21 protein-coding genes are annotated in these 21,815 nt (G+C 73.9%); 11 read left to right on the top strand and 10 right to left on the bottom strand.

Annotated features, from left to right (window positions below; all coding sequences use genetic code 11):
- Window positions 1-18: 18 nt before the first annotated feature.
- Genes Q7A36_RS06250 through ggt (Q7A36_RS06240) form a run of 3 tightly spaced genes read right to left on the bottom strand, consistent with a single transcriptional unit; the run spans window position 19 to window position 3,630 of the window.
- Window positions 19-1,515, bottom strand: a complete 1,497-nt coding sequence (locus Q7A36_RS06250) for an amidase (protein ID WP_305102796.1) — start codon at window positions 1,513-1,515, stop codon at window positions 19-21.
- Entirely contained in the window at window positions 1,512-2,012 is a 501-nt protein-coding gene (locus tag Q7A36_RS06245) for an O-acetyl-ADP-ribose deacetylase (protein ID WP_305102795.1), read from the bottom strand. The genes Q7A36_RS06250 and Q7A36_RS06245 overlap by 4 nt, the downstream gene beginning before the upstream one ends.
- Before the next feature lie 4 nt (window positions 2,013-2,016).
- Window positions 2,017-3,630, bottom strand: coding sequence for a gamma-glutamyltransferase (ggt, locus tag Q7A36_RS06240; protein WP_305102794.1), 1,614 nt, complete (start codon window positions 3,628-3,630; stop codon window positions 2,017-2,019).
- A gap of 134 nt (window positions 3,631-3,764) precedes the next feature.
- Between ggt (Q7A36_RS06240) and Q7A36_RS06235 the strand changes: the two genes are divergently transcribed.
- Complete coding sequence (locus Q7A36_RS06235) at window positions 3,765-4,106, top strand: tRNA-binding protein (RefSeq protein ID WP_305102793.1); 342 nt, start codon at window positions 3,765-3,767, stop codon at window positions 4,104-4,106.
- A gap of 1 nt (window position 4,107) precedes the next feature.
- Window positions 4,108-4,584, top strand: coding sequence for a xanthine phosphoribosyltransferase (gene gpt, locus Q7A36_RS06230; RefSeq protein ID WP_305102792.1), 477 nt, complete (start codon window positions 4,108-4,110; stop codon window positions 4,582-4,584).
- Window positions 4,585-4,590: 6 nt separating this feature from the next.
- Here gpt and Q7A36_RS06225 read toward each other — a convergent pair whose 3' ends face one another.
- A complete protein-coding gene (locus Q7A36_RS06225) occupies window positions 4,591-5,898 on the bottom strand; it encodes a hemolysin family protein (protein WP_305102791.1) in 1,308 nt (435 codons plus the stop codon).
- A 124-nt stretch (window positions 5,899-6,022) separates the two neighbouring features.
- Here Q7A36_RS06225 and Q7A36_RS06220 point away from each other — a divergent pair, with 124 nt between their 5' ends.
- The 5 genes from Q7A36_RS06220 to Q7A36_RS06200 all read left to right on the top strand — a co-directional run bounded on the left by Q7A36_RS06220 (window position 6,023) and on the right by Q7A36_RS06200 (window position 9,241).
- Entirely contained in the window at window positions 6,023-6,469 is a 447-nt protein-coding gene (locus Q7A36_RS06220) for a DUF3429 domain-containing protein (RefSeq protein ID WP_305102790.1), read from the top strand.
- A 74-nt stretch (window positions 6,470-6,543) separates the two neighbouring features.
- Entirely contained in the window at window positions 6,544-6,831 is a 288-nt protein-coding gene (locus Q7A36_RS06215) for a hypothetical protein (protein ID WP_305102789.1), read from the top strand.
- Between the two features lie 173 nt (window positions 6,832-7,004).
- Window positions 7,005-7,634 (top strand): bifunctional 4-hydroxy-2-oxoglutarate aldolase/2-dehydro-3-deoxy-phosphogluconate aldolase, encoded by a 630-nt coding sequence (locus Q7A36_RS06210; RefSeq protein ID WP_305102788.1) that lies wholly within the window; start codon window positions 7,005-7,007, stop codon window positions 7,632-7,634.
- A 5-nt stretch (window positions 7,635-7,639) separates the two neighbouring features.
- A complete protein-coding gene (locus Q7A36_RS06205) occupies window positions 7,640-8,581 on the top strand; it encodes a sugar kinase (RefSeq protein WP_305102787.1) in 942 nt (313 codons plus the stop codon).
- Between the two features lie 240 nt (window positions 8,582-8,821).
- Window positions 8,822-9,241 (top strand): hypothetical protein, encoded by a 420-nt coding sequence (locus tag Q7A36_RS06200; RefSeq protein WP_305102786.1) that lies wholly within the window; start codon window positions 8,822-8,824, stop codon window positions 9,239-9,241.
- Between the two features lie 7 nt (window positions 9,242-9,248).
- Here Q7A36_RS06200 and Q7A36_RS06195 read toward each other — a convergent pair whose 3' ends face one another.
- From Q7A36_RS06195 to Q7A36_RS06170, 6 genes are read right to left on the bottom strand one after another with little or no spacing between them, the layout of a single operon-like run.
- Window positions 9,249-10,742, bottom strand: a complete 1,494-nt coding sequence (locus Q7A36_RS06195) for a M81 family metallopeptidase (RefSeq protein ID WP_305102785.1) — start codon at window positions 10,740-10,742, stop codon at window positions 9,249-9,251.
- Between the two features lie 4 nt (window positions 10,743-10,746).
- The gene (locus tag Q7A36_RS06190) at window positions 10,747-11,988 is read right to left on the bottom strand and encodes an allantoate amidohydrolase (protein WP_305102784.1); all 1,242 of its coding nucleotides are present in this window, start codon (window positions 11,986-11,988) and stop codon (window positions 10,747-10,749) included.
- Window positions 11,985-13,247, bottom strand: a complete 1,263-nt coding sequence (locus tag Q7A36_RS06185; protein ID WP_305102783.1) for a Zn-dependent hydrolase — start codon at window positions 13,245-13,247, stop codon at window positions 11,985-11,987. Before Q7A36_RS06185 ends, Q7A36_RS06190 begins: the two co-directional genes overlap by 4 nt.
- Entirely contained in the window at window positions 13,244-14,494 is a 1,251-nt protein-coding gene (locus Q7A36_RS06180) for a hydantoinase/carbamoylase family amidase (protein ID WP_305102782.1), read from the bottom strand. Before Q7A36_RS06180 ends, Q7A36_RS06185 begins: the two co-directional genes overlap by 4 nt.
- Window positions 14,491-14,850, bottom strand: coding sequence for a hypothetical protein (locus tag Q7A36_RS06175; protein ID WP_305102781.1), 360 nt, complete (start codon window positions 14,848-14,850; stop codon window positions 14,491-14,493). The genes Q7A36_RS06180 and Q7A36_RS06175 overlap by 4 nt, the downstream gene beginning before the upstream one ends.
- Complete coding sequence (locus tag Q7A36_RS06170) at window positions 14,847-16,145, bottom strand: ArgE/DapE family deacylase (RefSeq protein WP_305102780.1); 1,299 nt, start codon at window positions 16,143-16,145, stop codon at window positions 14,847-14,849. The genes Q7A36_RS06175 and Q7A36_RS06170 overlap by 4 nt, the downstream gene beginning before the upstream one ends.
- A gap of 239 nt (window positions 16,146-16,384) precedes the next feature.
- Between Q7A36_RS06170 and Q7A36_RS06165 the strand changes: the two genes are divergently transcribed.
- The 4 genes from Q7A36_RS06165 (at window position 16,385) to ggt (Q7A36_RS06150) (ending at window position 21,811) form a co-directional block, all read left to right on the top strand.
- Window positions 16,385-17,443, top strand: coding sequence for a histone deacetylase family protein (locus Q7A36_RS06165; RefSeq protein WP_370655637.1), 1,059 nt, complete (start codon window positions 16,385-16,387; stop codon window positions 17,441-17,443).
- Window positions 17,443-18,450, top strand: coding sequence for a dipeptidase (locus Q7A36_RS06160; RefSeq protein ID WP_305102779.1), 1,008 nt, complete (start codon window positions 17,443-17,445; stop codon window positions 18,448-18,450). The genes Q7A36_RS06165 and Q7A36_RS06160 overlap by 1 nt, the downstream gene beginning before the upstream one ends.
- Window positions 18,451-18,522: 72 nt before the next feature.
- On the top strand, window positions 18,523-20,049 hold the full coding sequence (locus Q7A36_RS06155) for a YifB family Mg chelatase-like AAA ATPase (protein ID WP_305102778.1): 1,527 nt from the start codon (window positions 18,523-18,525) through the stop codon (window positions 20,047-20,049).
- 82 nt (window positions 20,050-20,131) lie between these two features.
- Window positions 20,132-21,811, top strand: a complete 1,680-nt coding sequence (gene ggt / locus Q7A36_RS06150) for a gamma-glutamyltransferase (protein WP_305102777.1) — start codon at window positions 20,132-20,134, stop codon at window positions 21,809-21,811.
- Window positions 21,812-21,815 lie beyond the last annotated feature (4 nt).

Below are 21,815 nucleotides of genomic sequence, written 5' to 3'. Positions count from 1 at the left end.
GCCGATCCCGGCCGCGGCTCAGTCGAAGCCGAGGAAGCCCTCCATCCCGCTGATCGGCGGCGCGGCACGCAGCGCGGCGAGGTCCGGCACCGGCCGCGCCAGGCCGGGATCGCCGGCGAAGGCCTCCTCCAGCGCCGCGGCGACGCCGAGGACGAAGGCATCGCCGCCGCGCGGCCCGACGATCTGCAGGCCGAAGGGCAGGCCATGCGCGTCGCGCCCGACCGGCAGGCAGACCGCGGGGTGGCCGGCCAGCGTCACGTAATAGGCCAGCGCCAGCCAGTGGACGTAGCTGCGGGTCGGCTGGCCGTCGATCTCCCGGGGATAGAGTTCCCGCCAGGGGCGCGGGCTGACCGTGATGGCCGGGGTGATCAGCACGTCGTGCCGCTCGAAGAAGGCGAGGAAGCGGCGGTAGAGCTGCGTCTGCGCCGTGCCGGCGCGGGCATAGTCCTCGAGCGTGTAGCGCAGCCCCTCCTCGACATTGCCGCGGACATTGGGCCCGACCATCTCCGGCCGCGCCCGCACGCGCTCCCGATGCGCCGCGAGGAAATTGGCCGCGCGCAGCACCTGGAAGGCCTCGTCGCCGCCGCTGCAGTCGGGATGCGCCGCCTCGCTCGCGGCAAAGAGCGGCGCCGCGGCGGCGGCGGCGCGGCGGAAGGCCTCGCGCACCACCCGCTCGACCGGCGCCTGGCCGAAATCCTCCGACACCGCGAGCCGCAGGCGGGCGAGGTCGACGCGCGGCAGCGGATCATAGAGCGCCGGCACGCCGCGCACCGCAGCGCCGTGCAGCGTGTAGGCCAGCGGGTCGGCGGCATCGTCCGAGGCCATGGCCGAGAGCATCAGCGCCGCATCGGCCACATTTCGGGCCATCGGCCCGAGCACGCCGAGCCCCGACCAGCCGAGCGGCCGGGTCGGCAGCGGCACCAGGCCGGGGCTGGGGCGGAAGCCGACGACACCGGCGAAGGCCGCGGGGTTGCGCAGGCTGCCGCCCATGTCGGAGCCGCTGCAGAGCGGCGCCATGCCGCAGGCGAGCGCGACCGCCGAACCGCCCGAGGACCCGGCGGCGGAAAGCCGCGGGTCGAAGGGATTGCCCGTCGCGCCATAGACGGCATTGCGGGTATTGGCGCCGGCGCCGAATTCCGGCGTGTTGGTCTTGCCGAGGACGATGCCGCCGGCGCGGCGGATGGCGGCGACCGAGAGCCAGTCCTGCTGCGGCACGTGGTCCCGGTAGAGCGGGCTGCCGAAGGTGGTGCGGAGCCCCGCCGTCTCCTCCAGGTCCTTGATGCCGACGGGCAGGCCGTGCAGCGCACCGAGCGCTTCGCCCCGCATGACAGCCGCCTCGGCCGCCTGCGCCGCCGCGCGGGCGCGGTCGGTGTCGAGCGCGACCATGGCGTTCACCGCCGGGTTCACCGCCTCGATCCGCGCCAGGCAGCTCTCCAGCAATTCGACCGGCGAAAGCGCCTTGCGGCCGATGAGCCGCCGCGCGTCGAGGGCGTCGAGGTCGCAGGGTTCCGTCACTCAGAGAGTTCCTTGTCGTAGAGGGCGAGGGTCGCCGCGTCGAAGCAGACGAAGATCACGTCGAGCGGGCCATGCGCCGCCAGCGCCTCCCGCACGATGGCGATGGCGAGCGGCGCAGCGAGGTCCGGCGGGTAGCCGTAGACGCCAGTGGAGATGGCGGGGAAGGCGATGGAGCGGCCGCCCACCTCCCGCAGCCGCGCCAGCGCGGCGCGATAGGCGCTGGCGAGCAGCGCCGGCTCCCCCGCGCCGCCGCCGCGCCAGACCGGCCCGACCGCATGGATCACCCAGCGCGCCTGCAGCCGGAAGCCGGGCGTGACCACGGCATCGCCGGTGCGGCAGCCGCCGATGGCGCGGCAGGCCGCCAGCAATTCCGGCCCGGCGGCGCGGTGCACGGCGCCATCCACCCCGCCGCCGCCGCGCAGTCCGGCATTGGCGGCGGTAACGACGGCATCGACCGCGAGCGTCGTGATGTCCGCGCGCCGCGCCAGCAGCGGCACGCCGTCAGAAGCCGAGGGCGCAGCCGTCCTTGCGCGGGTCGCTGCCGCCGACCAGCAGGCCACGCTTGCGGTCGATCAGGATGGCCTGACCGCCGCCATGCGGCTTCTCGTTCAAGGTCACGGCATGGCCGAGCCGCGTGAGCCGGTCGACGATGTGGTTCGGGATGCCGCGCTCCAGCTCCACCGCGCCGCCGCCCGGCGCGGGGAAGAGCCGCGGGCAGTCCAGCGCCTCCTGCACGTCGAGGCCGAACTCGAAGTGGTTGGCGAGGAAGAGCGTCTGGCCCATGGGCTGGAAATGCCCGCCCATGACGCCGTAGGGCATGATCGCCTCACCGTCCTTCATCACCATGCCGGGGATGATGGTGTGCAGCGGCCGCTTGTTGGGCGCGATGCAGTTCGGGTGGCCTTCCTGCAGGCGGAAGCCGAAGCCGCGGTTCTGCAGCATGACGCCCGCCTTCTCGGCCAGGATGCCGGAGCCGAAGCTCTGGAAGAGCGAGTTGATGAAGGAGCAGGCATTGCCGTCCTGGTCCACCACGCAGAGATAGACCGTGTCCTTGTGCCGCGCCCAGTCGCTCTCGCCCGCCGGTGGCAGCTCCTTCATGGCGCGGTCGTCGCGGATCAGGCCGCGCAGCCGCGCGAGATAGGCCGGGTCGGTCAGGCGCGCGACCGGCACCTCCACCTGGGACGGGTCGGCGAGGAAGGCGTCGCGGTCGCGATAGACCAGGCGCGCCGCCTCGATATGGCGGTGGTAGCGCTCGGCGCTGATCGGGCCCTGCTCCGGCATCTCGAAGCCCTCGAGGATGCCGAGGAGCTGCAGCACATGCATGCCGCTGCCGTTGGGCGGGCACTGGTAGACTTCCATGCCGCGCCAGCCGATCCTGATGGGCTCGACGAACTCGGCGACGGTCATGCCGCGGTGGAAGTCCTCCTCCGTGTGCAGCCCGCCGAGCGCGCGCAGCGTCGCCACCATGTCGGCGGCGATCTCGCCCTCGTAGAAGGCGCGCGCGCCCTGGGCGGCGATGGCGCGCAGCGTGCGGCCGAGCTCGGGCTGGACGAAGCGGTGGCCGACCTCGGGCGCCATGCCGTCCAGCAGGAAGCGGCGCGACGCGGCCTCGTTGCCCCGCAGCTTGCCCGCGGCGTCGTGCCAGTCCTGCGCGACGCGGGCATGCACCGGCCAGCCTTCCTCGGCGCAGCGGATGGCGGGCTGCAGCAGCTCGCCGAGCGGCAACTTGCCATGGCTGCGGTTCAGCAGCTCCCAGGCCGAGATGGCGCCCGGGATGGTGACCGAATGCGGGGAGGTATTGACCAGCTTGTCCACGCCGCGGCTGCGCAGCGCCTCCGGCGTCGCGGCGGCGGGCGCCCGGCCGCTGCCGTTGATGGCGTGGACCTTGCCGGTGCCGGCCGGGGCATAGAGGCAGAAGCAGTCGCCGCCGATGCCGGTGCTCTGCGGCTCGACCACCGCCAGCACGGCGGCGGCGGCAATGGCGGCGTCGAGCGCGTTCCCGCCCTTCCGCAGGACTTCCAACGCCGTGACGGTGGCGATCGGCATGGAGGTCGCGGCCATCCCGGCGGTGGCATAGACGGCGCTGCGGCCGGGGGCGTGGAAGTCGCGCTTCATGAATGGTCCGTTCCTGCTGAGGGTCCTGTGCGGTCCCGGCACAAGCCTCCCTGGTCCATCCCCCTTGGCATGCGCGGCGGCGCCGGGCAACCCGGCCCTTCCCCGACCCGCCCGGCCCGGTCTATGTGCCTTCCATGGCGGACACGATCTCCTTTGCCGATTTCGAGAAGGTCGACATCCGGGCCGGCACGGTCGTCGATGCCAAGCCCTTTCCGGAGGCGCGCAAGCCCGCGATCAGGCTCTGGGTCGATTTCGGCGCGCCCATCGGGGTGAAGACGAGCTCCGCCCAGATCACCGCCCATTACGCCTGCGACCGGCTGATCGGCCGGCAGGTGCTGGCGGTGGTGAACTTCCCCCCGCGCCAGATCGGCCCCTTCACCAGCGAGGTGCTGGTGCTCGGCGTGCCGGACGAGAACGGCGCGGTCGTCCTCCTCAAGCCCGACCTGAAGGTCCCCGACGGGGGCAGGATGTTCTGAGATGGCGAACCGCTACTACACGGTCTCCTGGGACCAGTTGCACCGCGACAGCAAGGCGCTGGCCTGGCGGCTGATGGAGCGGGGGCCCTACCGGGGCATCGTCGCCATCACCCGCGGCGGGCTGATCCCGGCGGCGATCGTGGCGCGGGAGCTCGAGGCGCGGCTGATCGAGACCGTCTCCGTCGTGACCTATCACGAGGAGGAGATGGGCCGGCCGCAGGTGACCAAGCCGCCGGCGGCGGCCGGCGACGGCGAGGGCTGGCTGCTGGTGGACGACCTGGTCGATACCGGCACGACCGCGCGGGTGGTGCGGGAGATGCTGCCGAAGGCGCATTTCGCCACGGTCTATGCCAAGCCGAAGGGCAGGCCGCTGGTCGACACCTTCATCACCGAGGTCAGCCAGGACACCTGGATCCTGTTTCCCTGGGACACCGAGGCGCAATTCGTCGCACCGATCGCCCGCAGCGGCGGAAAGTAGCGGGCGTCAGGCGGCGCCCGCCGCCTCCTCCTTGCTCGCCAGCACCTTGTCCACCCGGCGCCCGTCCATGTCGACGATCTCGAAGCGCCACCCGGCCCAGACGATCCGGTCGCCCTCCCGCGGCACCCGCCGCAGCAGCGCCAGCATCAGCCCCGCCACCGTGTGGTAGGTGCCCTGGTAGGGCAGCGCCGGCAGGTCGAGCTGCGCGCGCAGCTCGTCGCTCGGCATCATGCCGTCCAGCAGAAGGCTGCCATCGGCGCGCTTGACCGCGGCGCCCGGCTCCTCCGGCGCCTCCGCCGGGCCCAGCTCGCCGACGATCGCCTCCAGCAGGTCGGCGGTCGTCACCACCCCCTCGAAGCTGCCGTATTCGTCGAGCACGAGCGCGAGCCCGACCGGGTCGTGCCGCATGCGCTCCAGCGCGTCGATCGCCGGCAGGCTGTCCGGCAGCACCAGCGCCTGGCGCTGGGCGCGGGCAATGGAGAGCGGCGCGCCCTCCAGCACCTGGTCGAGCAGGTCCTTGGCCGCCACCACGCCCACCACGTTGTCCACCCGCCGGTCCGCCACGACGAAGCGCGTCGCGCCATGCGCCCGCAGCGCCGCGGCGATGTCCTGCGGCGGGGCATTGCGGTCGATCCAGGCGACGTCGTTGCGCGGCGTCATCAGCGCCCGCACCGGCTTGTCGGCCAGGCGCAGCACGCGCTCGATCATGTGCCGCTCCTCGTGCTCGAGCGCGCCGGCCTCCGCGCCCTCGGCGACCACGGCCTTCACCTCCTCCTCCGTCACCGACTGTTCCTGCGGCCGGTGCGCGCCGAAGAGGCGGAGGATGACGGAGGAGGAGCGCGAGAGCACCCAGACGATCGGGCCGGTGACACGGGAGAGGAAGGCCATGGGCCGCGCGACCGCGACCGCGAAGCGCTCCGGATCGCGCAGCGCGAGCTGCTTCGGCACCAGCTCGCCGAGGATCAGGTTGGCATAGGCGATGGCGACGACGACGAGGACGAAGCCCGCCTGGCTGGCGAAGGGCGCCAGCGCCGGGATGCGCGCGATCGCCTCGCCGAGCGGCCCGGCAAGCTGCGCGCCGCCGAAGACGCCGGCGAGGATGCCGACCAGGCTGATGCCGATCTGCACGGTGGGCAGGAAGCGCTGCGGGTCCTCGGCCAGCGCCAGCGCGGCCGAGGCGCCCGGGCTGCCCGCCCGCTGCATGGCGAGCAGCCGGCCGCGCCGGGCCGAGACGATGGCTAGTTCGCTCAGCGCGAAGGCGCCGTTCAGCACCACCAGCAGCAGGATGATCGCGATCTCGACCCAGATACCCATGCCCGTCCCCGTCTCCGCCGGGGTTCTACGCCGCGGGCGGGGGGAACGGTAGCGGCCGGCGCCGGGACGAATCCGCGCGAGCGGCGGGTTTGCAGGCCGCGCCTGTGCCGCGATCTGCTGCGGCATGCCACGGACCCTGCCCCGCCCCGCCCTCTGGCTCGGCCTTGCCGGCCTGCTGCCCTTCCTCGCCGCCGCCCTGCTCGCCTGGACCGCGCCCGGGCCCTGGCGCGGCGTCGCGCTGCAGGCCCTCGCCGCCTATGGCGCGGTGATCCTCAGCTTCCTCGGCGCCGTTCACTGGGGCCTTGCGCTGCGCGCCCCGGCGGAGGAGGCGGCGGCGACGGCGCCCCGGCTCGGCCTCGGCGTGCTGCCCTCGCTCATCGCCTGGGCGGCGCTGCTGCTGCCGCCCGTGCCGGGGCTGCTGCTGCTCGCCCTCGGCATCCTCGGCACGGCGGCGGTCGAGACGCTGGCCGCGCGGCAGGGGCTGCTGCCGGAACACTACCTGTGGTTGCGCTGGATCCTGAGCGCCGGCGCCGCCTTGTCTCTTTTCGCGGGGATTGGCGCGGTGCCGTGATTGACAGGTATGTTAATAGGTGGCACGCGTCTTATTGTTTACACACTGTTAAACACTCTTCTACCGAGGCGCCCATGCCGGACGACACCGCCACTCTGCTCCGCTTCCCCTCCCGGAACCAGGACCGCCTGCGGCTCGCGCTGCGCGAACTGGTCGCGGCGCTCGATGCGCAGTCCAAGGCGGTGGCGGATTTCCGGGGCGAGCTGCGCAACCTCGCCGGCGCCATGCAGGGCCTCGAGGGCTCGGTGAAGACCTACCAGGGGCAGCTCGGCGGCACGCTCGGCGCGCTGCGCGAGGCCGGCGAGAATGCCCGGAAGCTGGAGCGCACCGCCGAGGGCTGGCTCACCGCCACGCGGACCTGATTGCCCGCCGGCGCCGGGCCCTGGCCCCGCGCCGGGCTTCGTCGCAGGATGGCGGCCCAGGGAGCGGATCGCCGCCGGGCATGATCGCCCGGGGGTGTTAACCGGCCCCGCAGGCAACAGGACGGGGCCCGTTGGCGCTGCACCCCGGCGCGGACCGGCACCGGGAGGCCGCCATGACCCATCCCCTGATCCCAGAATTGCGCCGGGCGCGCGTCGTGCCCGTGGTCCGCACCTCCACCGCCGCCCTCGCCGCCACCGCCTGCGCCTGGCTGCGGGAAGCCGGCATGGGCATCCTGGAGATCACCCTCACCATCCCGGATGCGGTGCCGCTGATCCGCGAACTCGCGGCCGAGCCCGGCCTGCTCATCGGTGCCGGCACCGTGCCGGATGCCCGGGCCGCCGAGGCCTGCCTCGCGGCGGGAGCGAAATTCCTCGTCACGCCCTGGACCGACCCGGAGGTGATCCGCATCGCCCGCGCCGCCGACGCCTGCGCCATGCCGGGGGCGATGACACCCACCGAGATCCGCGCCGCGCTCGCCGCCGGCGCCGATGTGGTGAAGATCTTCCCGGCAAGCTCCGCCGGCGGCCCGGCGCATATCAAGGCGGTCAAGGCCGTCTTCCCCGAGGCCGTCTTCTGCCCGACCGGCGGCGTCGATGCGACGAATGCGCCGGACTACCTGGCCGCCGGCGCCGCTTTCGTCGGCATCGGCGGCAAGCTGGTGGACGAGCACCGGATCAAGGCCGGCGACCGCGCCGCGATCGAGAAGGCGGCGCGCGACGCGCTCGGCCTGATGCAGGCCTGACGGCGATGCCGGACCTGCTCTGCATGGGCGAGCCCATGCTGGAACTGAACGCCCAGCGGCCGGGGCCGGACGGGCGCGTGCTCTACCTCGAAGGCCATGGCGGCGACACCAGCAATGCCGCCATCTGCGCGGCACGGCAGGGCGCCAGTGTCGGCTACGTCACCGCCATCGGCGAGGACAAGCCGGGCGACAGCTTCATGCGTCTCTGGGCGGCCGAGGGCGTGGACACCGCGACCGTGGTGCGCACCGCCGGGGCGCCGACCGGCCTCTATGTCGTCACCCATGACGAGCAGGGCCACGCCTTCACCTTCTACCGCGCCGGCAGCGCCGCCAGCCGCTACGCGCCGCGCGACGTGCCGGAGGCGGCGATCCGCGCCGCGCGCATCCTGCATGTCTCCGGCATCAGCCAGGCGATCTCGACCAGCGCCTGCGACGCGGTGTTCCAGGCCATCGCGGTGGCGAAGGCGGCCGGCGTGAAGGTCTCCTACGACACCAATCTCCGCCTCTCCCTCTGGCCCGCGGCGCGGGCCGCGGCGGTGATCCATGCGGCGATCGCGCAGGCGGACATCGCCCTCCCCTCGCTCGACGATGCGCGGGCGCTGACGGGGCTCGAGTCGCCCGAGGCGATCGCCGAGTTCTACCTGCGACTCGGCTGCCCCCTGGTGCTGCTGAAGCAGGGCAAGGACGGCGTGATGGTGGCGACACCCGAGGGGCGGGAGGTGATTCCGCCCTGCCGCGTGCAGGCGGTGGATGCAACCGGTGCGGGTGATGCCTTCGCCGGTGCCTTCCTCGCCCGCGTCCTGGCCGGCGATGCGCCGCTGGAGGCTGCGCGCTACGCCAATGCCTGCGCGGCGCTGTCCACCACGGGTTACGGTGCCGTCGCGCCCCTGCCGCGACCGGCGCAGGTGCGCGCGCTGCTGGCCGGTGGCCAGAGCGGATCGCGGTAGGGTGAATGCGCAGGGAGGCGTGAATCCGCTCTCCACATGGCAGCCCGGAGCATCCGCTTGCGGCGCGGGCCGCGTGAGAATGTTCCGGGCCGTCCGGCGCGCGCCGGCTCGCCGAGCCCGGTGCCTGGCCAGGCCGATCGCGCCGCCCGGGCGAGGCCGGTCGCGCACTCTCGGCCGCGGCCGGACGACGCCATCCGCCGCGCGTTGTCGGCCATGGCGCGGGCGCGGTATCGACTCGGCATGCGCTGCCTCCTGCCGCTGCTGACATTGCTGGTCGCCTGCGCGGCGGAGCCGCCGGCGCCGGTCGCGCCCGTCCTCGACCTGGAGGGGCTGGCGACGAAGGCGGCGGAGATCGGCGCGCTGGTGCGCGCGGCGCAGCTCTGTGCCCTGCCGCTCTCCCAGCCCGCGCAGGACCGCGCGGCACGGATCGAGGCGGCGGCGATCCTGCTGCACCAGCAGCGCGGCGGCACGGTCGCGCGCGACGCCTTCCTGCGCGACATGGCGCCGCCCGCCTTCGAGGGCCGGCAGCGCCTGCGCGAACGCGCGGCCTGGTGCGCCACGAAGCGCCCGGAGGTGCAGCAGGTGGATGCGATGCTCAACGGCGCGGAGGGTACCGCCCTGGTGCAGCGCGCCGAGGACGCCGAGGCCAGGTTGCGGTAGCCGCCGCCTACCGGTTCGCCCCCGGCCGCAGCCGCAGGCCCGGGCGCAGCCGGGTGAAGGGCAGCACCGCGGGATCGGCCACCACGGGACCTGGCGCCGCGACGACGATGACCCGCTCCGCGATCGGCTGGAAATGCGCGCGGAAATGCACGCTGGACTTCAGCGCGAGGATCCGCTGCTCCGACGGCTCCACGCCGATATGGGTGAAGAGCGCCTGGTCCAGCGCCTGCATCTTGCGCGTCACCACGATCACCCGCACGCCCGACGACACGCGGATCAGCGCGGTCGGGCCGAGATCCGCCGGGTTGCCCTTGCCCATCGGCCCGGTGCAGGTGAAGCGGCCATCGGTCAGCGCCTCCACCACCGCGGTGACGGGCAGCGGCGCGCCGTCGCTCCTGCCACCGAGGCTGAGCTGCAGCGTCGCGCCGCGGCCCGCGGCATGGCAGGCCGCCGCGCTCTCGGCATCGTTGATCAGGCCGAGCACCGCGCCCTGCGCGTCCTGCCGGATGAGCTCCGCAAGCAGCCCGGTGGTGTCGCCATGGCCGCCGCCGCCGGGATTGTCCTGGGTATCCGCCATCACCACGGGACGCGCGGCGCCGCGCGCGACGGCGATCGCCTCGGCGACGCCCTCGGCCGCGCCCGCCACGCCGCCGGCGAAGTCGGGCTCATGCGCGTCGAGATACGCCTTGAGCCCGGCGACGGCGGCCTCGGCCTGCGCCGCGTCCCCGGCATAGGCGGCGATGGCGACGCCGCAGCCGGGGAAATCGGCATAGGGAAAGCCGAAGCAGAAGGCGAGCTCGGCGCAGCCATGCGCGGCTTCCAGGCGCGCCCGCTCCTCCAGCACCAGCGACATGGGCGGCACCAGGGTGCACTGCATGGTCAGCGGGATCAGGAAGTCGATCTCGGCGAAGGCGCGGGCCCAGGGGCGGCCGCGCCGGATGCGCTCCAGCAGCAGCCGCGCCGCCTGCGCGCCGGCCGGCTTCATGTCGACATGCGGGTAGGTGCGATAGGGCACCAGCGCATCCGCCAGGTCCACCATCCGCCGCGTCATGTTGGCATGCGGGTCGAGGCTGACGGTGAGCGGCAGGTCCGGCCCGACCACGGCGCGGACGCGGCGCAGCAACTCGCCCTCGGCATCGTCGAAGCCCACCGCGACCATGGCGCCGTGCAATTCGAGATAGACGCCGTCGAGCGGCCCTTCCTCCAGCGCATCCGACAGCGCGCCGAGCATCAGCGCGGCGATGCGCTCGAAGGCCTCGGCCGTCACCGGCCCGGCGGGATTGGCGAAGCACCAGGTCAGCGGGACGATCTCGACGCCCGCCCCTTCCAGCACCTCGATGGCGCCGGCGCAGGGGACGGAGGTCGGCCGCAGGGTCTCGACCAGCCTCGCCGGGCGCTGCAGGCCGGGGAAGCCACCGGGCGTCAGGAACTCCTTCCAGCCGGTGGGGAGCGGGGCGAAGGAATGGCTCTCGTGCTGGAAGCCGCCGATGGCGATGCGCAAGGCGTTACTCCGGGGCGTTGGCGGTGGCGATCACGGCATCGGCCAGCACGCGCAACCCGATCTCCGCCCAGGCGCGGGAGATCGACTCGGTGGGGTGGTGGCTGATGCCGCCATGGCAGGGGATGAAGAGCATGACGGCGGGCATGCGCGCGGCGGCGTGGTAGGCGTCGTGCCCCGCGCCGCTCAGGATGTCCCGGTGGCGGGCACCGTGCCGCGTCGCGGCGCTGCGCAGCCGGTCCGCCAGCGTGGCGTCGAAGGTCACGCGCGGGAAGGACCAGTAGGGCTCGCGCGCCACCGCGACCCGGCGCCGCGCCGCGATGGCGGCGAAGGCCTCGTCCGCCGCGTCCAGCAGCGCGCGGAGCGTCGCATTGTCGGGATGGCGGTACTCGAAGGCGAAGCGGGCGCCGCCGGGCACCACGCCATCCGCGCCGGGATCCACCAGCAGGCGACAGACCGTCATGCGGCCCTCCGGCGCGCGCTCCAGCAGGATGCGCTCGCCGGCGCCGATCATCTCGGCGGCCGCCAGCAGCGCGTCGCGCCGCATCTCCATCGGCGTCGTCCCGGCATGGCTGGTCTCGCCCGTCACCGTCACCAGGGCGCGCTCGGTGGCGAAGCCGCCGGTGACGATGCCGAGGTCATGGCCCTCCGCCTCCAGCACCGGACCCTGCTCGATATGCGCCTCGAAATAGGCAGCGGCGTCGCGCAGCGCGGCGGGGTCGGCGGCGCCGGCCCAGCCGGTGCGGGCGAGCGCGTCGCCATAGCGCTCGCCATCGTCCATCGCCGGCGCGGCGAGCACCGCGGCCTCCTCCAGCACGCCCATGGCGCCGGCCGCGCCGATCATGGAGGGGCTGAAGCGGCACCCCTCCTCGCTCGTCCAGTTCACCAGGACGATCGGCGCCGCGGTCTCCGCCCCGGCCTCCTGCAGCGCCCGCAGGATCTCGAGCCCCGCGAGCACGCCATAGGGTCCGTCGAACTTGCCGCCGGAGGGCTGGGTGTCGAGATGGCTGCCGACCAGCACGGGCCGGCGCCCGGGGTCCCTGCCCTCCCGCCGCAGCGCCATGTTGCCGAGGCGATCGACGCTGAGCGTCAGGCCGATCTCCCGGCCCCATTGCGCCAGCAGCGCCCGTGCCTCCCCGTCCACCGCCGAGAGGGCGGGACGGTTGCAGCCGCCCTCCGGCGTGGCGCCGATGCGGGCCATCGCCATCAGGCTGTCCCAGAGGCGATCGGCCGAGAGCGGCAGGTTCACGGCCGGACCAGGCCCGCGGTCGCCAGCACGGCATCCGCCAGCACCTGCAGCCCGGCCCTCGCCCAGTCCGGCGTGATGCTCTCCGCCTCGTTGTGGGAGAGGCCGCCATGGCAGGGCGTGAAGACCATAACCGTCGGCACCTTGCGCGCCATGTAGACGGCGTCGTGGCCGATGGCGGTCGGCATCTCCTGCCACTTCAGCCCGCGCGCCTTCGCCGAATCGCGCGCCCGCGCCACCAGCGTCGCGTCGAAGGGCGTCATCGGCGAGTACCAGAAGGGCGTCACCACCGCCTTGACCTTGCGCGCGGCGGAGACCTCGGCGGCGCGGGCGGCGAGCGCCTCGCCCATCCGCGCCAGCGCCTCCGGGTCGGAATGCCGGAAATCGACGCTGAAGAAGACGCGGGAGGGCGCGACGTTGCGGCTCGAGGGATGCACCTCCACCACGCCGACCGTCCCCCGCCCGGGCTCGCCGGAGGGTGCGAGCGTCGAGAGCGCGATCTCCTCCACCGCGGCGATGAGGGGTGCCGCCGCCATCATGGCGTCGCGCCTTCCCGCCATGGGGGAGCCGCCATGCGCGTCCTCGCCCTCCACCACCACCTCGAACCAGTGCTGCGCCAGGGCATGCGTGACGATCCCGACATCGAGGCCGGCATCCTCCAGCAGCTTGCCCTGCTCGATATGCAGTTCGAGATAGGCGGCGCAGTCCTGCAGATCAGCCGGATCGGCCTTGCCCTGCCAGCCGATGCGCCGCAATTCCTCGCCGAAGACCGCGCCGTCCTGCGCCCGCTTGGCCAGCACCTCGTCCTCGGTGAAGAGGCCCATGGCCGCGCCGCTGCCCATCATGGGCGGGGAGAAGCGCGCGCCCTCCTCGTTGGTCCAGTTGATGAGCAGCAGCGGCGCCTCGGTCTCCGCCCCGGCCTCGTGCAGCGCGCGCATGATCTCGAGCCCCGCGAGGACGCCGAGCACGCCGTCGAATTTCCCGCCCGTGGGCTGGGTGTCGAGATGGCTGCCGAAGGCGACCGGCTTGCGCGCGGGATCGCGCCCCTCCCGCCGCAGGATCATGTTGCCCAGGCGATCGACCGTCAGCGTCAGGCCGCAGGCCTCGCCCCAGCGCTGCAGCAGCGCCCGGCCCTCGGCATCGAGGTCGGTCAGGGTCTGCCGGTTGCAGCCGCCCTTCGGCGTGCCGCCTATCCTCGCCATCTCCATCAGGCTGTCCCACAGCCGCTCACCGGACAGGGGCAGGTTCGTCGCTATGCTCATCGGATCAGTCCCGCGGTCTCCAGCACGGCATCGGCGAGCACCAGCAGCCCGGCCTCCGCCCATGCGGGGGTGATGCTCTCGGCCTCGTTGTGGGAGAGGCCGCCATGGCAGGGGATGAACATCAGCGCGGCCGGCCTGGCCCGCGCCACCTGGATGGCATCATGGCCGATGGCGGTCGGCATGCGGTGGCTGGCGATGCCGCGTCGCTGCGCCGCCGCCTCCAGCCGGCCATAGAGCGCCGGGTCGAAATCGGTCTGCGGATAGCCCCACTGCTCCTCGAGCGCGAAGCCGATGCCCGGCCGCGCCGCGGCGATCGCCGCCGCCTCGCCGCGCAGCGCCGCGATTAATGCCTCCAGCCCGGGCTGGCTGCGGTGGCGCAGGCTGCAGACCAGCCGCGCGCCGGAGGGGATATTGCCCCGCGCATCGGGCGTGATGGCGATGCGGGTGACGGAGGCGATGGCCTCCCCGCCGCTCTCCCTCGCCAGGCGCTCGGCCGCGAGGATGAAGGCCGCCGCCGCGGCCAGCGCATCGGCCCGGCCTTCCATCGGCGCGCCGGTATGGCCGTCCCGCCCCGTCACCGCGACCTCCAGGGTCTGCGCCGCGAGCGCATGGGTGACGATGCCGATGGGCGCGCCCATGGCCTCCAGCACCGGGCCCTGCTCGATATGCGTCTCGAAATAGGCGTCGATGCCCTGCAGCGCGGCGGGGTCGGCCGGGCCGGCGAAGCCCGTCCGCGCCAGCTCGCCGCCGAAGGTGGCGGGACCGGCGCGCTCGGGCGTCGCCAGCAGCGCCGCCTCGGCGCGCAGGCCCATCGCCACCTCGCTCGCCGCCATGGGCGGGAAGAAGCGCGCGCCCTCCTCGTTCGTCCAATTGATCAGCAGGATCGGCGCCTCGGTCTCCGCGCCGGCCTCGTGCAGCGCGCGCAGGATCTCGAGCCCCGCGAGCACGCCATAGGGCCCGTCGAACTTCCCGCCGGTGGGCACCGTGTCCAGGTGGCTGCCGATGGCGACCGGCCGGCGCGACGGGTCGCGCCCGGGCCGCAGCAGCGCGATGGTGCCGAGCCGGTCGATGCTGACCTCGAGGCCGATCGCCTCGCCCCAGGCGATGAGCTGCCGCCGTCCTTCGGCATCCTCGTCGGTCAGCGCCTGGCGGTTGCAGCCGCCGCCGGGCAGGCCGCCGATGCGGGCCATGGCCATCAGGCTGTCCCAGAGCCGGGCGGCCGAGAGCGGGATATTGGTGGCGGTCATGCCGGGCCTCCGATGCCGCCGGCACAGTCCTGCAGGGCGCGGTCCAGCGCCTCCGCCACCGTGCCGGCACCGGGGCCAAGCAACCGCCAGGCCACCGCGCCGCCGGGCTGGCGGTCCAGCACCAGCGCGACCGGCGTCGCCTCCGCGACCGGCCGCACCGCGGCGCCCTCGCGCCGAAGCTCCACGACGGTGCCCGGCACGCCGCGGGAGACGCAGGCGGCGGCGAGCACGGGATCCGCCGCGGCCAGTTCGCCCTGGCGCAGCGGCGGCCCCGCCACCGGGTCCGGATCGGGCGGCGCCGGCGCGATCGAGCAGGCCGCGGCCGCGAGGGCGAGCAGCAGGACCGCCGGCCTCATGGCGCGGCGGGCTCCAGGCCGCACCACTCCGCCATGGCCAGTGCGATGCTGCGGGTGATGCCGTGGATGCTCTCCAGCCCGACATTCTCGTCGATGCCGTGGATGTCGACCGCATCCGGCCCGAAGCAGGCGACGGGCGTGCCCTGGTAGAGCGCGAAGAAGCGGCCATCGGTCAGGCCGGTCGCGGGATAGTCGCGGAGCGACCCGCCCGTCGCCTCGGCATAGCTCCGCCGCGCCAGGCGCACGATCTCGGCCTCCGTGTCGAAGACGCAGGGGTCGGCCATGAAGCCCTTGAATTCCAGCTTCACCTGCGCGCCGCGCAGCCGCTCGTGCCGCTTCGCCTCCTCGACGATGCGCTCGATATCGGATTTCACCTGCGCCGCGGTATTGCCCATCATGATGCCGACCCGCAGCCCGATGCGGCAGCGCGTGGCGACGGAGGAGTTCCACTCCCCGCCCTCGATGGTGCCGAGATTGACGTTCACCGGGTGGTTCACGCCGCGGAAGGCCGGGTGGATGCGGGAGCCGTCGTTCATTGCCCGCTCGTAGTCCTTGAAGGCGGCGCCGACGATCTGCGCCGCCTCGATGGCGTTCAGACCTGCCTGCATGTCGCGCACATGCGCCGGCCTTCCGCTGACCTTCACCCAGGCCCAGACCACGCCCACTTCCGCCGTGTACAGCGCATCGAGCCCCGGCCCCGGCTCCGGGATGATGACCGCATCCGCCTTGGGCAGGGCCAGCATGCAGGCGAGCGCGCCGTTGCCGGTGCATTCCTCCTCGATCACCGACTGCATCTGCACCTCGGCCGCCGGCTGCAGCCCGGCGAGGCGCAGGGCGCGGAAGGCGGCGCAATAGCTGACGATGCCGGCCTTCATGTCGCCGGCGCCGCGGCCATACATGCGGCCGCCGCGGATGCTGGGCTCGTAGGGCGGCGTCTCCCACATGTCCGCCGCGCCCTCGGGCACCACGTCCACATGGCCCTGCAGCACGAGGCTGCGGCCGCGCCGCTCCCGCGGCCGGTGCAGCGCGACCACGTTGTCGCGGCCGTCATAGGGGATGAGCGGCGGCGAGAAGCCGGGATGCGCCGCGAGCGCCGCCGGCACCGTCGGGATGCGCCGCGGCGCGAGGCCGAGCTCGGCATAGAGCGCCGCCATCCGCTCCAGCGCCGACTGCTCCCGCCCCAGCGTCGAGGGGCAGCGGACGAGGTCGGAGAGCCGCTCCACCGACCAGTCCCGCAGCGCATCGACCGCGTCGAGGATGGCGCGCCGCGCGCCGGGATCGAGGGGCTGGGTCATGCGGGCTCCTGGCTGGGCGTGTCTGCAAAGGGACCGGCGAAGGATCGGCGAGGGGCTTTCCGGGCTGGCCAGGACGTGGCCGCAGCCGATGCTGGTTGCATCGGCCAGGCCGCGGACGCCGCCAGGACGGAAAGGACCCGCCGAGACGAGCCGCAGCCCTTTGCAGGCACGCCCCATGGCGCGGCAGTCCAGCCCAGCCGCCCCGGCCTGTCCAGCCATCCGGCGCATGGACAAGGCGGTTGCCGCTGCTAGCCTCCGCCTCCATGCGCGCCTTCCACCATCCCGACCAGGCCCGGCACACGCCGCGCTTCTTCCTCATCCGCGGCGAGGTCCGCCCGAACTACGAGGTGCCGGAACGCGCGGCCTCGCTGCTCCTCGGACTCGAGGCGCTCGGCATCGCGCCGGAGGTCGCGCCGGTGCCCGACCGCGCCGCGCTGCTGCGGGTCCACACGGCTGATTACATCGAGTTCCTCTCGACCGCGGCCGCGGCCTGGGCGGCGCTGCCGAATGCCGGGCCAGAGGTGGTGGCGAATACCCATCCGACGCCTGACATGCTCGCCAATGGCGCGCGGCCGGGCGGCCATGTCGTGGGCAATGCCGGCTGGTACACCGCCGACGTCGCCTGCCCGATCGGCCCCGGCACCTGGGAAGCCTCGCTTTCCGCCGCCGGCGTCGCGCTGGCCGCCGCGGCGGAGGCCGCTGCCGGGCGCAGCGCCTATGCGCTCTGCCGTCCGCCCGGGCACCATGCCTATGCCGCGCGCGCCGGCGGGCATTGCTACGTCAACAACGCCGCGCTGGCGGTCGAGGCGCTGCGGGCCGCCGGGGCGACGCGCGTCGCCACCCTCGACATCGACAGCCACCACGGCAACGGCACCCAGGGCATCTTCTGGGAGCGCGGCGATGTGCTGACCGTCTCGGTCCATGGCGATCCCAGCCGCTACTATCCCTGGTTCGTCGGCCATGCCGGGGAGCGCGGCGCCGGCGCGGGCGAGGGCCGCAACATCAACATGCCGCTCGCCATCGGCAGCGGCGACGGGCCCTGGCTGGAGGCGGTCGCGCGCGGCGTGCAGGCGGTGCGCGACTTCGGGGCGGAGGCGCTGGTCGTCTCGCTCGGCTTCGATGCCTCGGAGCACGAGCCGCTGAACGCCCTCTCCGTCACCGCCGATGGCTTCGCCCGTGCGGGCGAGATGATCGGGGGCCTCGGCCTGCCGAGCGCCATCGTCCAGGAAGGCGGCTACAACGTCGATCTGCTCGGCACGCTGCTGCAGCGCTTCCTGACCGGCTGGGGCGCGCGCTGATGGACGCGGAGGCGATCCACGCGGCGACGCTCTGCCTCGATACCCATATCGATATCCGCTGGCCGGAGCCGCCGGACCCGCTGGCCGAGGGCACGATGCGGGTGGACTTCCCGAAGATGGCGCGCGGCGGGATGAATGCCGCTGTCTTCATCGCCTATGTGCCGCAGGGGAAGCGCGACGCCGAGGGCCATGCTGCCGCGGCCGAGCGGGCCGAGGCGATGCTGCGCCACATCCGCGACCGGGCGGACGGCAGCGCCCGCCGCTTTTGCGCCACGGCCGCGGAGCTCGAGGCCTGCTTCGGCGCCGGCGCGCTGGCGGTGATGTCGGCGGTCGAGAACGGCTATGCCATGGGCCATGACCTCGACGCGCCGCGGCGCTGGAAGGCGCTCGGCGCCTGCTATCTCACGCTGACGCATGACGGGCACAACGACCTCTCGGACAGCGCCCGGCCGCGCAAGCCGCTCGGCGATGCGGAGGAGGAGCATGGCGGCCTCTCCCCGCTCGGCCGCGCCGCCATCGAGGCGCTGAACCGCGCGGGGATGCTGGTGGATGTCAGCCATGTCTCGAAGAAGGGGATGATGCAGGCGGCGGAGGTCTCGCGCTCCCCCATCGTCGCCACCCACACCGCCTGCCGGGCGCTGGCCGACCACCCCCGCGGCATCGATGACGAGCAATTGGAGGTGCTGCGCGCCGTCGGCGGCCTGGCGCAGATCACCGCCGTGCCCGCCTTCCTCAAGCGCGTGCCGGAGGGGGTGAAGAACGCCGCGAGCGTCGAGGACATGGCCGACCATGTGGACCATGCCGTCTCGCGCATCGGCATCGAGCATGTCGGCCTCTCCTCCGACTTCGACGGCGGCGGCGGCGTCGAGGGCTGGCAGACTGCGGCCGAGAGCGGCGGCCTCTCCGCCGCGCTGCTGCGCCGCGGCTATGGCGCGCGGGAGCTCGGGCTGCTCTGGTCCGGCAACTTCATCCGGCTGATGCGTCAAGCCGAATCACAGGCGGAGTAGCGGCGGACACTTCGCCTTTCGGTAGCATTGTCCTGTTGCATGCAATCGGGCTGATCGTCATCGTCCGCCTCCATGACGATCGCCCGAGTCGCCAGCTTCGCCTTCGCCGGCATCGAGGCCCAGCCGGTCGAGGTGCAGGTGCAGATCGCGGCCGGCCTGCCCGCCTTCCTCGTCGTCGGCCTGCCGGACAAGGCGGTGGGGGAGAGCCGGGAACGGGTGCGCGCCGCGCTCGCCGGCCTCGGGCTCTCCTTGCCGCCCAAGCGCGTGCTGGTGAACCTGGCGCCGGCCGACATCGCCAAGGAAGGCAGCCATCTCGACCTGCCCATCGCGCTCGCCGTGCTCGCCGCGATGGAGGTGCTGCCGCGCGAGGAACTCGCCGGCTATGCCGCACTGGGCGAGCTGGCGCTGGACGGCTCGATCCATCCGGTCGCCGGCGTGCTGCCGGCGGCGCTCGGCGCCTCGGCCCGCGAACTCGGCCTGATCTGCCCGGCGCAGCAGGGCGGCGAGGCGGCCTGGGCCGGACGGATCGAGGTGCTGGCGGCGCCCGACCTGCTCGCGTTGATGAACCACTTCCGCGGCACCCAGGTGCTGACGCCGCCCGAGCCGCCGCCGCCCGATGCCACCGCCTGGCGCGGGCCGTGCCTCTCGGAGGTGAAGGGGCAGGAGAGCGCCAAGCGCGCGCTCGAGGTTGCGGCGGCCGGCGGCCACAACCTGCTGATGATCGGCCCGCCCGGCGCGGGGAAGTCCATGCTCGCGGCCCGCCTGCCCGGGCTGCTGCCGGAGCTGACGCCGGCCGAGGCGCTGGAGGTCAGCCTGGTCCATTCCATCGCCGGGCTGCTGCGCGACGGGCGCCTCGTCACGCGCCCGCCCTTCCGGGAGCCGCATCACAGCGCCAGCCAAGCCGCGCTGATCGGCGGCGGCAACCGCGCGCGTCCCGGCGAGATCAGCCTGGCGCATCACGGCGTGCTCTTCCTCGACGAATGGCCGGAATTCCCCCGCCCGGCACTGGAGGCGCTGCGCCAGCCCATGGAGACCGGCCGCGCCAGCATCAGCCGCGCCAACCACCACGTCACCTATCCCGCGCGCTTCCAGTGCATCGCGGCGATGAACCCCTGCCGCTGCGGATATCTCGGCGATGCGCCGCGCGAATGCGGCCGCGCCCCGCGCTGCGGCGAGGACTACCAGATGCGCCTCTCCGGGCCGCTGCTCGACCGCATGGACCTCGCCATCGAGGTCGTGCCGGTGCCGCCCGCGGAACTCGCCCGCGCCCCGTCCGGCGAGACCACCGAGGCGGTCGCCGCCCGCATCCGCGCCGCGCGGGATCGCCAGCGCGCCCGCTATGGCGGCGACGGCCCGCGCTGCAATGCCGCGGCCGAGGGCAGCGCGCTCGAACGCACCCTGCAGGCCGAGCCCGCGGCGCGGCAGCTTGCCGAGCAGGCGGCGGAGAAGCTTCGCCTCTCCGCCCGCGGCTTCACCCGCACGCTGCGCGTCGCCCGCACCATCGCCGACCTCGCCGGCAGCGCCGCAGTGCAGCGCGCGCATGTCGCGGAGGCCTTGGCCTTCCGCCATCGCGGCGGCGCACGGGTCACGCCACCGTAACCGCCACGCCCTTCCCGCCGCTCCCGCCGCACCGTAAGAGTTGTGACGGCTAAGCGGCGGGGGCGGGATGATCCGGTGGGTGATGCTGCTCCTGCTCCTCGCCCTCCCGGCGCAGGCGCAGCGGCAGATGGTCGCGGCGGCGCATCCGCTGGCGGCGGAGGCCGGGCTGGCGGTGTTGCGCGCCGGCGGCAATGCGGTCGATGCGGCGGTCGCCATCCAGGCGGTGCTCGCGGTGGTGGAGCCGCAGGCGAGCGGCCTCGGCGGCGGCGCGCTGCTGCTGCACTGGGATGCCGGCGCACGGAAGCTCTCGGCCTGGGACGGGCGGGAGGCCGCGCCGGCCGCAGTGCCGCCGACCCTCTTCCTGCGCGACGGCCAGCCCATGGGCTTCTACGAGGCCGCGGTCGGCGGCCGCGCCGTCGGCGTGCCGGGCGCGATCCGCATGCTGGAGGCGGCGCACCGCAACCTGGGCCGCCTGCCCTGGCCGCAGCTCTTCGCCCCGGCCATCGCGCTGGCCGAGCAGGGCTTCCCCATCACGGCGCGGCTCGCCGCCGCGATCGCCGGCGATGCGGAGCGGCTGGGCCGCGATCCGCAGGCCCGCGCGCTCTTCCTGCCCAATGGCCGGCCGCTGGTCGAAGGCACGGTGCTGCGCAACCCCGCGCTCGCCGCGACGCTGCGCGCCATCGCCGACCAGGGCGCGGATGCGCTGCATCGCGGCCCGATCGCCGCCGACATCGCCGCCGCGGTGCGCGGCCATCCCAATGCCGGGTACATGACGACCGACGACCTCGCGGGCTACGAGCCGCGGCGGCGCGAGCCGGTCTGCGCGCCCTACCGCATCTGGACGCTCTGCGGCGTCCCGCCGCCCACCTCCGGCGGGATCGCGGTGCTGCAGATCATGGCGCTGCTGGCGCACCAGGACATGGCCTCGCTCGACCCGCGCGGCGAGCCGTCCGAGGTCAGGGCGGTGGATGCGGCGCATCTGCTGGGCGAGGCCGGGCGCCTGGCCTTCGCCGACCGCAACCGCTACGTCGCCGATGCCGACCAGGTCCCCGTGCCGGTGCGCGGGCTGCTGGACCCCACCTACCTGATGCTTCGGGCGCAGTTGATCGACCGCGACCGCGCCGCCACCCCGCCGCGCCCCGGCAACCCGCCCTGGGGCGGCGGCGCGCCGCTGGCCAGCCAGCCGCCGCAGCCGGAACACGGGACGAGCCATCTCTCCATCGTCGATGCCGCGGGCAATGCGCTCGCGATGACCACCACCATCGAGGATGCCTTCGGCGCCCGGCTGATGGCGCGCGGCATGCTGCTGAACAACGAGCTGACCGACTTCTCCTTCCTGCCGGAGCTGGAGGGGCGGCCGGTGGCGAACCGCGTCGGCCCGGCCAAGCGCCCGCGCTCCTCCATGTCGCCCACCATCGTCTTCGATGCGGAGGGGCTGCCGGTCGCCGTGCTCGGCTCGGCCGGCGGCATGCGCATCATCGGCCATGTCGCGCAGGCGCTGGTGGCGATGCTGGACTGGGGGATGGAGCCGCAGGCGGCGGTGGCGCTGCCACGCATCGGCGCGGCGAATGCGACGCTGGAGCTCGAGGCCGGGACCGCCGCCGCGGCGCTCGCCCCGGCGCTGCAGGCGCGCGGCTTCCCGGTGGAGGTGCGGGCCATGACCAGCGGGCTGCACGCCATCCGCATCCTGCGCGGGCCGGAGGGGGTGCGGCTGCAGGGCGGGGCCGACCCGCGGCGGGATGGCGTCGCGCTGGGTGAGTGAAGGC

Source organism: Paracraurococcus lichenis, from assembly GCF_030657435.1.
Classification (GTDB): Bacteria; Pseudomonadota; Alphaproteobacteria; order Acetobacterales; family Acetobacteraceae; genus Paracraurococcus; species Paracraurococcus lichenis.
This window is presented reverse-complemented; position numbering and strand designations above follow the sequence as displayed.

Bases quoted from the DNA above. Each gene is read 5' to 3' on its own strand.
- Q7A36_RS06155 (WP_305102778.1), top strand. From the start codon at position 18,523: ATGACGATCGCCCGAGTCGCCAGCTTCGCCTTCGCCGGCATCGAGGCC.
- Q7A36_RS06170 (WP_305102780.1), bottom strand. From the start codon at position 16,145: ATGACCCAGCCCCTCGATCCCGGCGCGCGGCGCGCCATCCTCGACGCG.
- Q7A36_RS06180 (WP_305102782.1), bottom strand. From the start codon at position 14,494: ATGACCGCCACCAATATCCCGCTCTCGGCCGCCCGGCTCTGGGACAGC.
- Q7A36_RS06175 (WP_305102781.1), bottom strand. From the start codon at position 14,850: ATGAGGCCGGCGGTCCTGCTGCTCGCCCTCGCGGCCGCGGCCTGCTCG.
- gpt (WP_305102792.1), top strand. From the start codon at position 4,108: ATGGCGAACCGCTACTACACGGTCTCCTGGGACCAGTTGCACCGCGAC.
- Q7A36_RS06220 (WP_305102790.1), top strand. From the start codon at position 6,023: ATGCCACGGACCCTGCCCCGCCCCGCCCTCTGGCTCGGCCTTGCCGGC.
- ggt (WP_305102794.1), bottom strand. From the start codon at position 3,630: ATGAAGCGCGACTTCCACGCCCCCGGCCGCAGCGCCGTCTATGCCACC.
- Q7A36_RS06235 (WP_305102793.1), top strand. From the start codon at position 3,765: ATGGCGGACACGATCTCCTTTGCCGATTTCGAGAAGGTCGACATCCGG.
- Q7A36_RS06160 (WP_305102779.1), top strand. From the start codon at position 17,443: ATGGACGCGGAGGCGATCCACGCGGCGACGCTCTGCCTCGATACCCAT.
- Q7A36_RS06210 (WP_305102788.1), top strand. From the start codon at position 7,005: ATGACCCATCCCCTGATCCCAGAATTGCGCCGGGCGCGCGTCGTGCCC.
- ggt (WP_305102777.1), top strand. From the start codon at position 20,132: ATGCTGCTCCTGCTCCTCGCCCTCCCGGCGCAGGCGCAGCGGCAGATG.
- Q7A36_RS06200 (WP_305102786.1), top strand. From the start codon at position 8,822: ATGCGCTGCCTCCTGCCGCTGCTGACATTGCTGGTCGCCTGCGCGGCG.
- Q7A36_RS06215 (WP_305102789.1), top strand. From the start codon at position 6,544: ATGCCGGACGACACCGCCACTCTGCTCCGCTTCCCCTCCCGGAACCAG.
- Q7A36_RS06225 (WP_305102791.1), bottom strand. From the start codon at position 5,898: ATGGGTATCTGGGTCGAGATCGCGATCATCCTGCTGCTGGTGGTGCTG.
- Q7A36_RS06205 (WP_305102787.1), top strand. From the start codon at position 7,640: ATGCCGGACCTGCTCTGCATGGGCGAGCCCATGCTGGAACTGAACGCC.
- Q7A36_RS06185 (WP_305102783.1), bottom strand. From the start codon at position 13,247: ATGAGCATAGCGACGAACCTGCCCCTGTCCGGTGAGCGGCTGTGGGAC.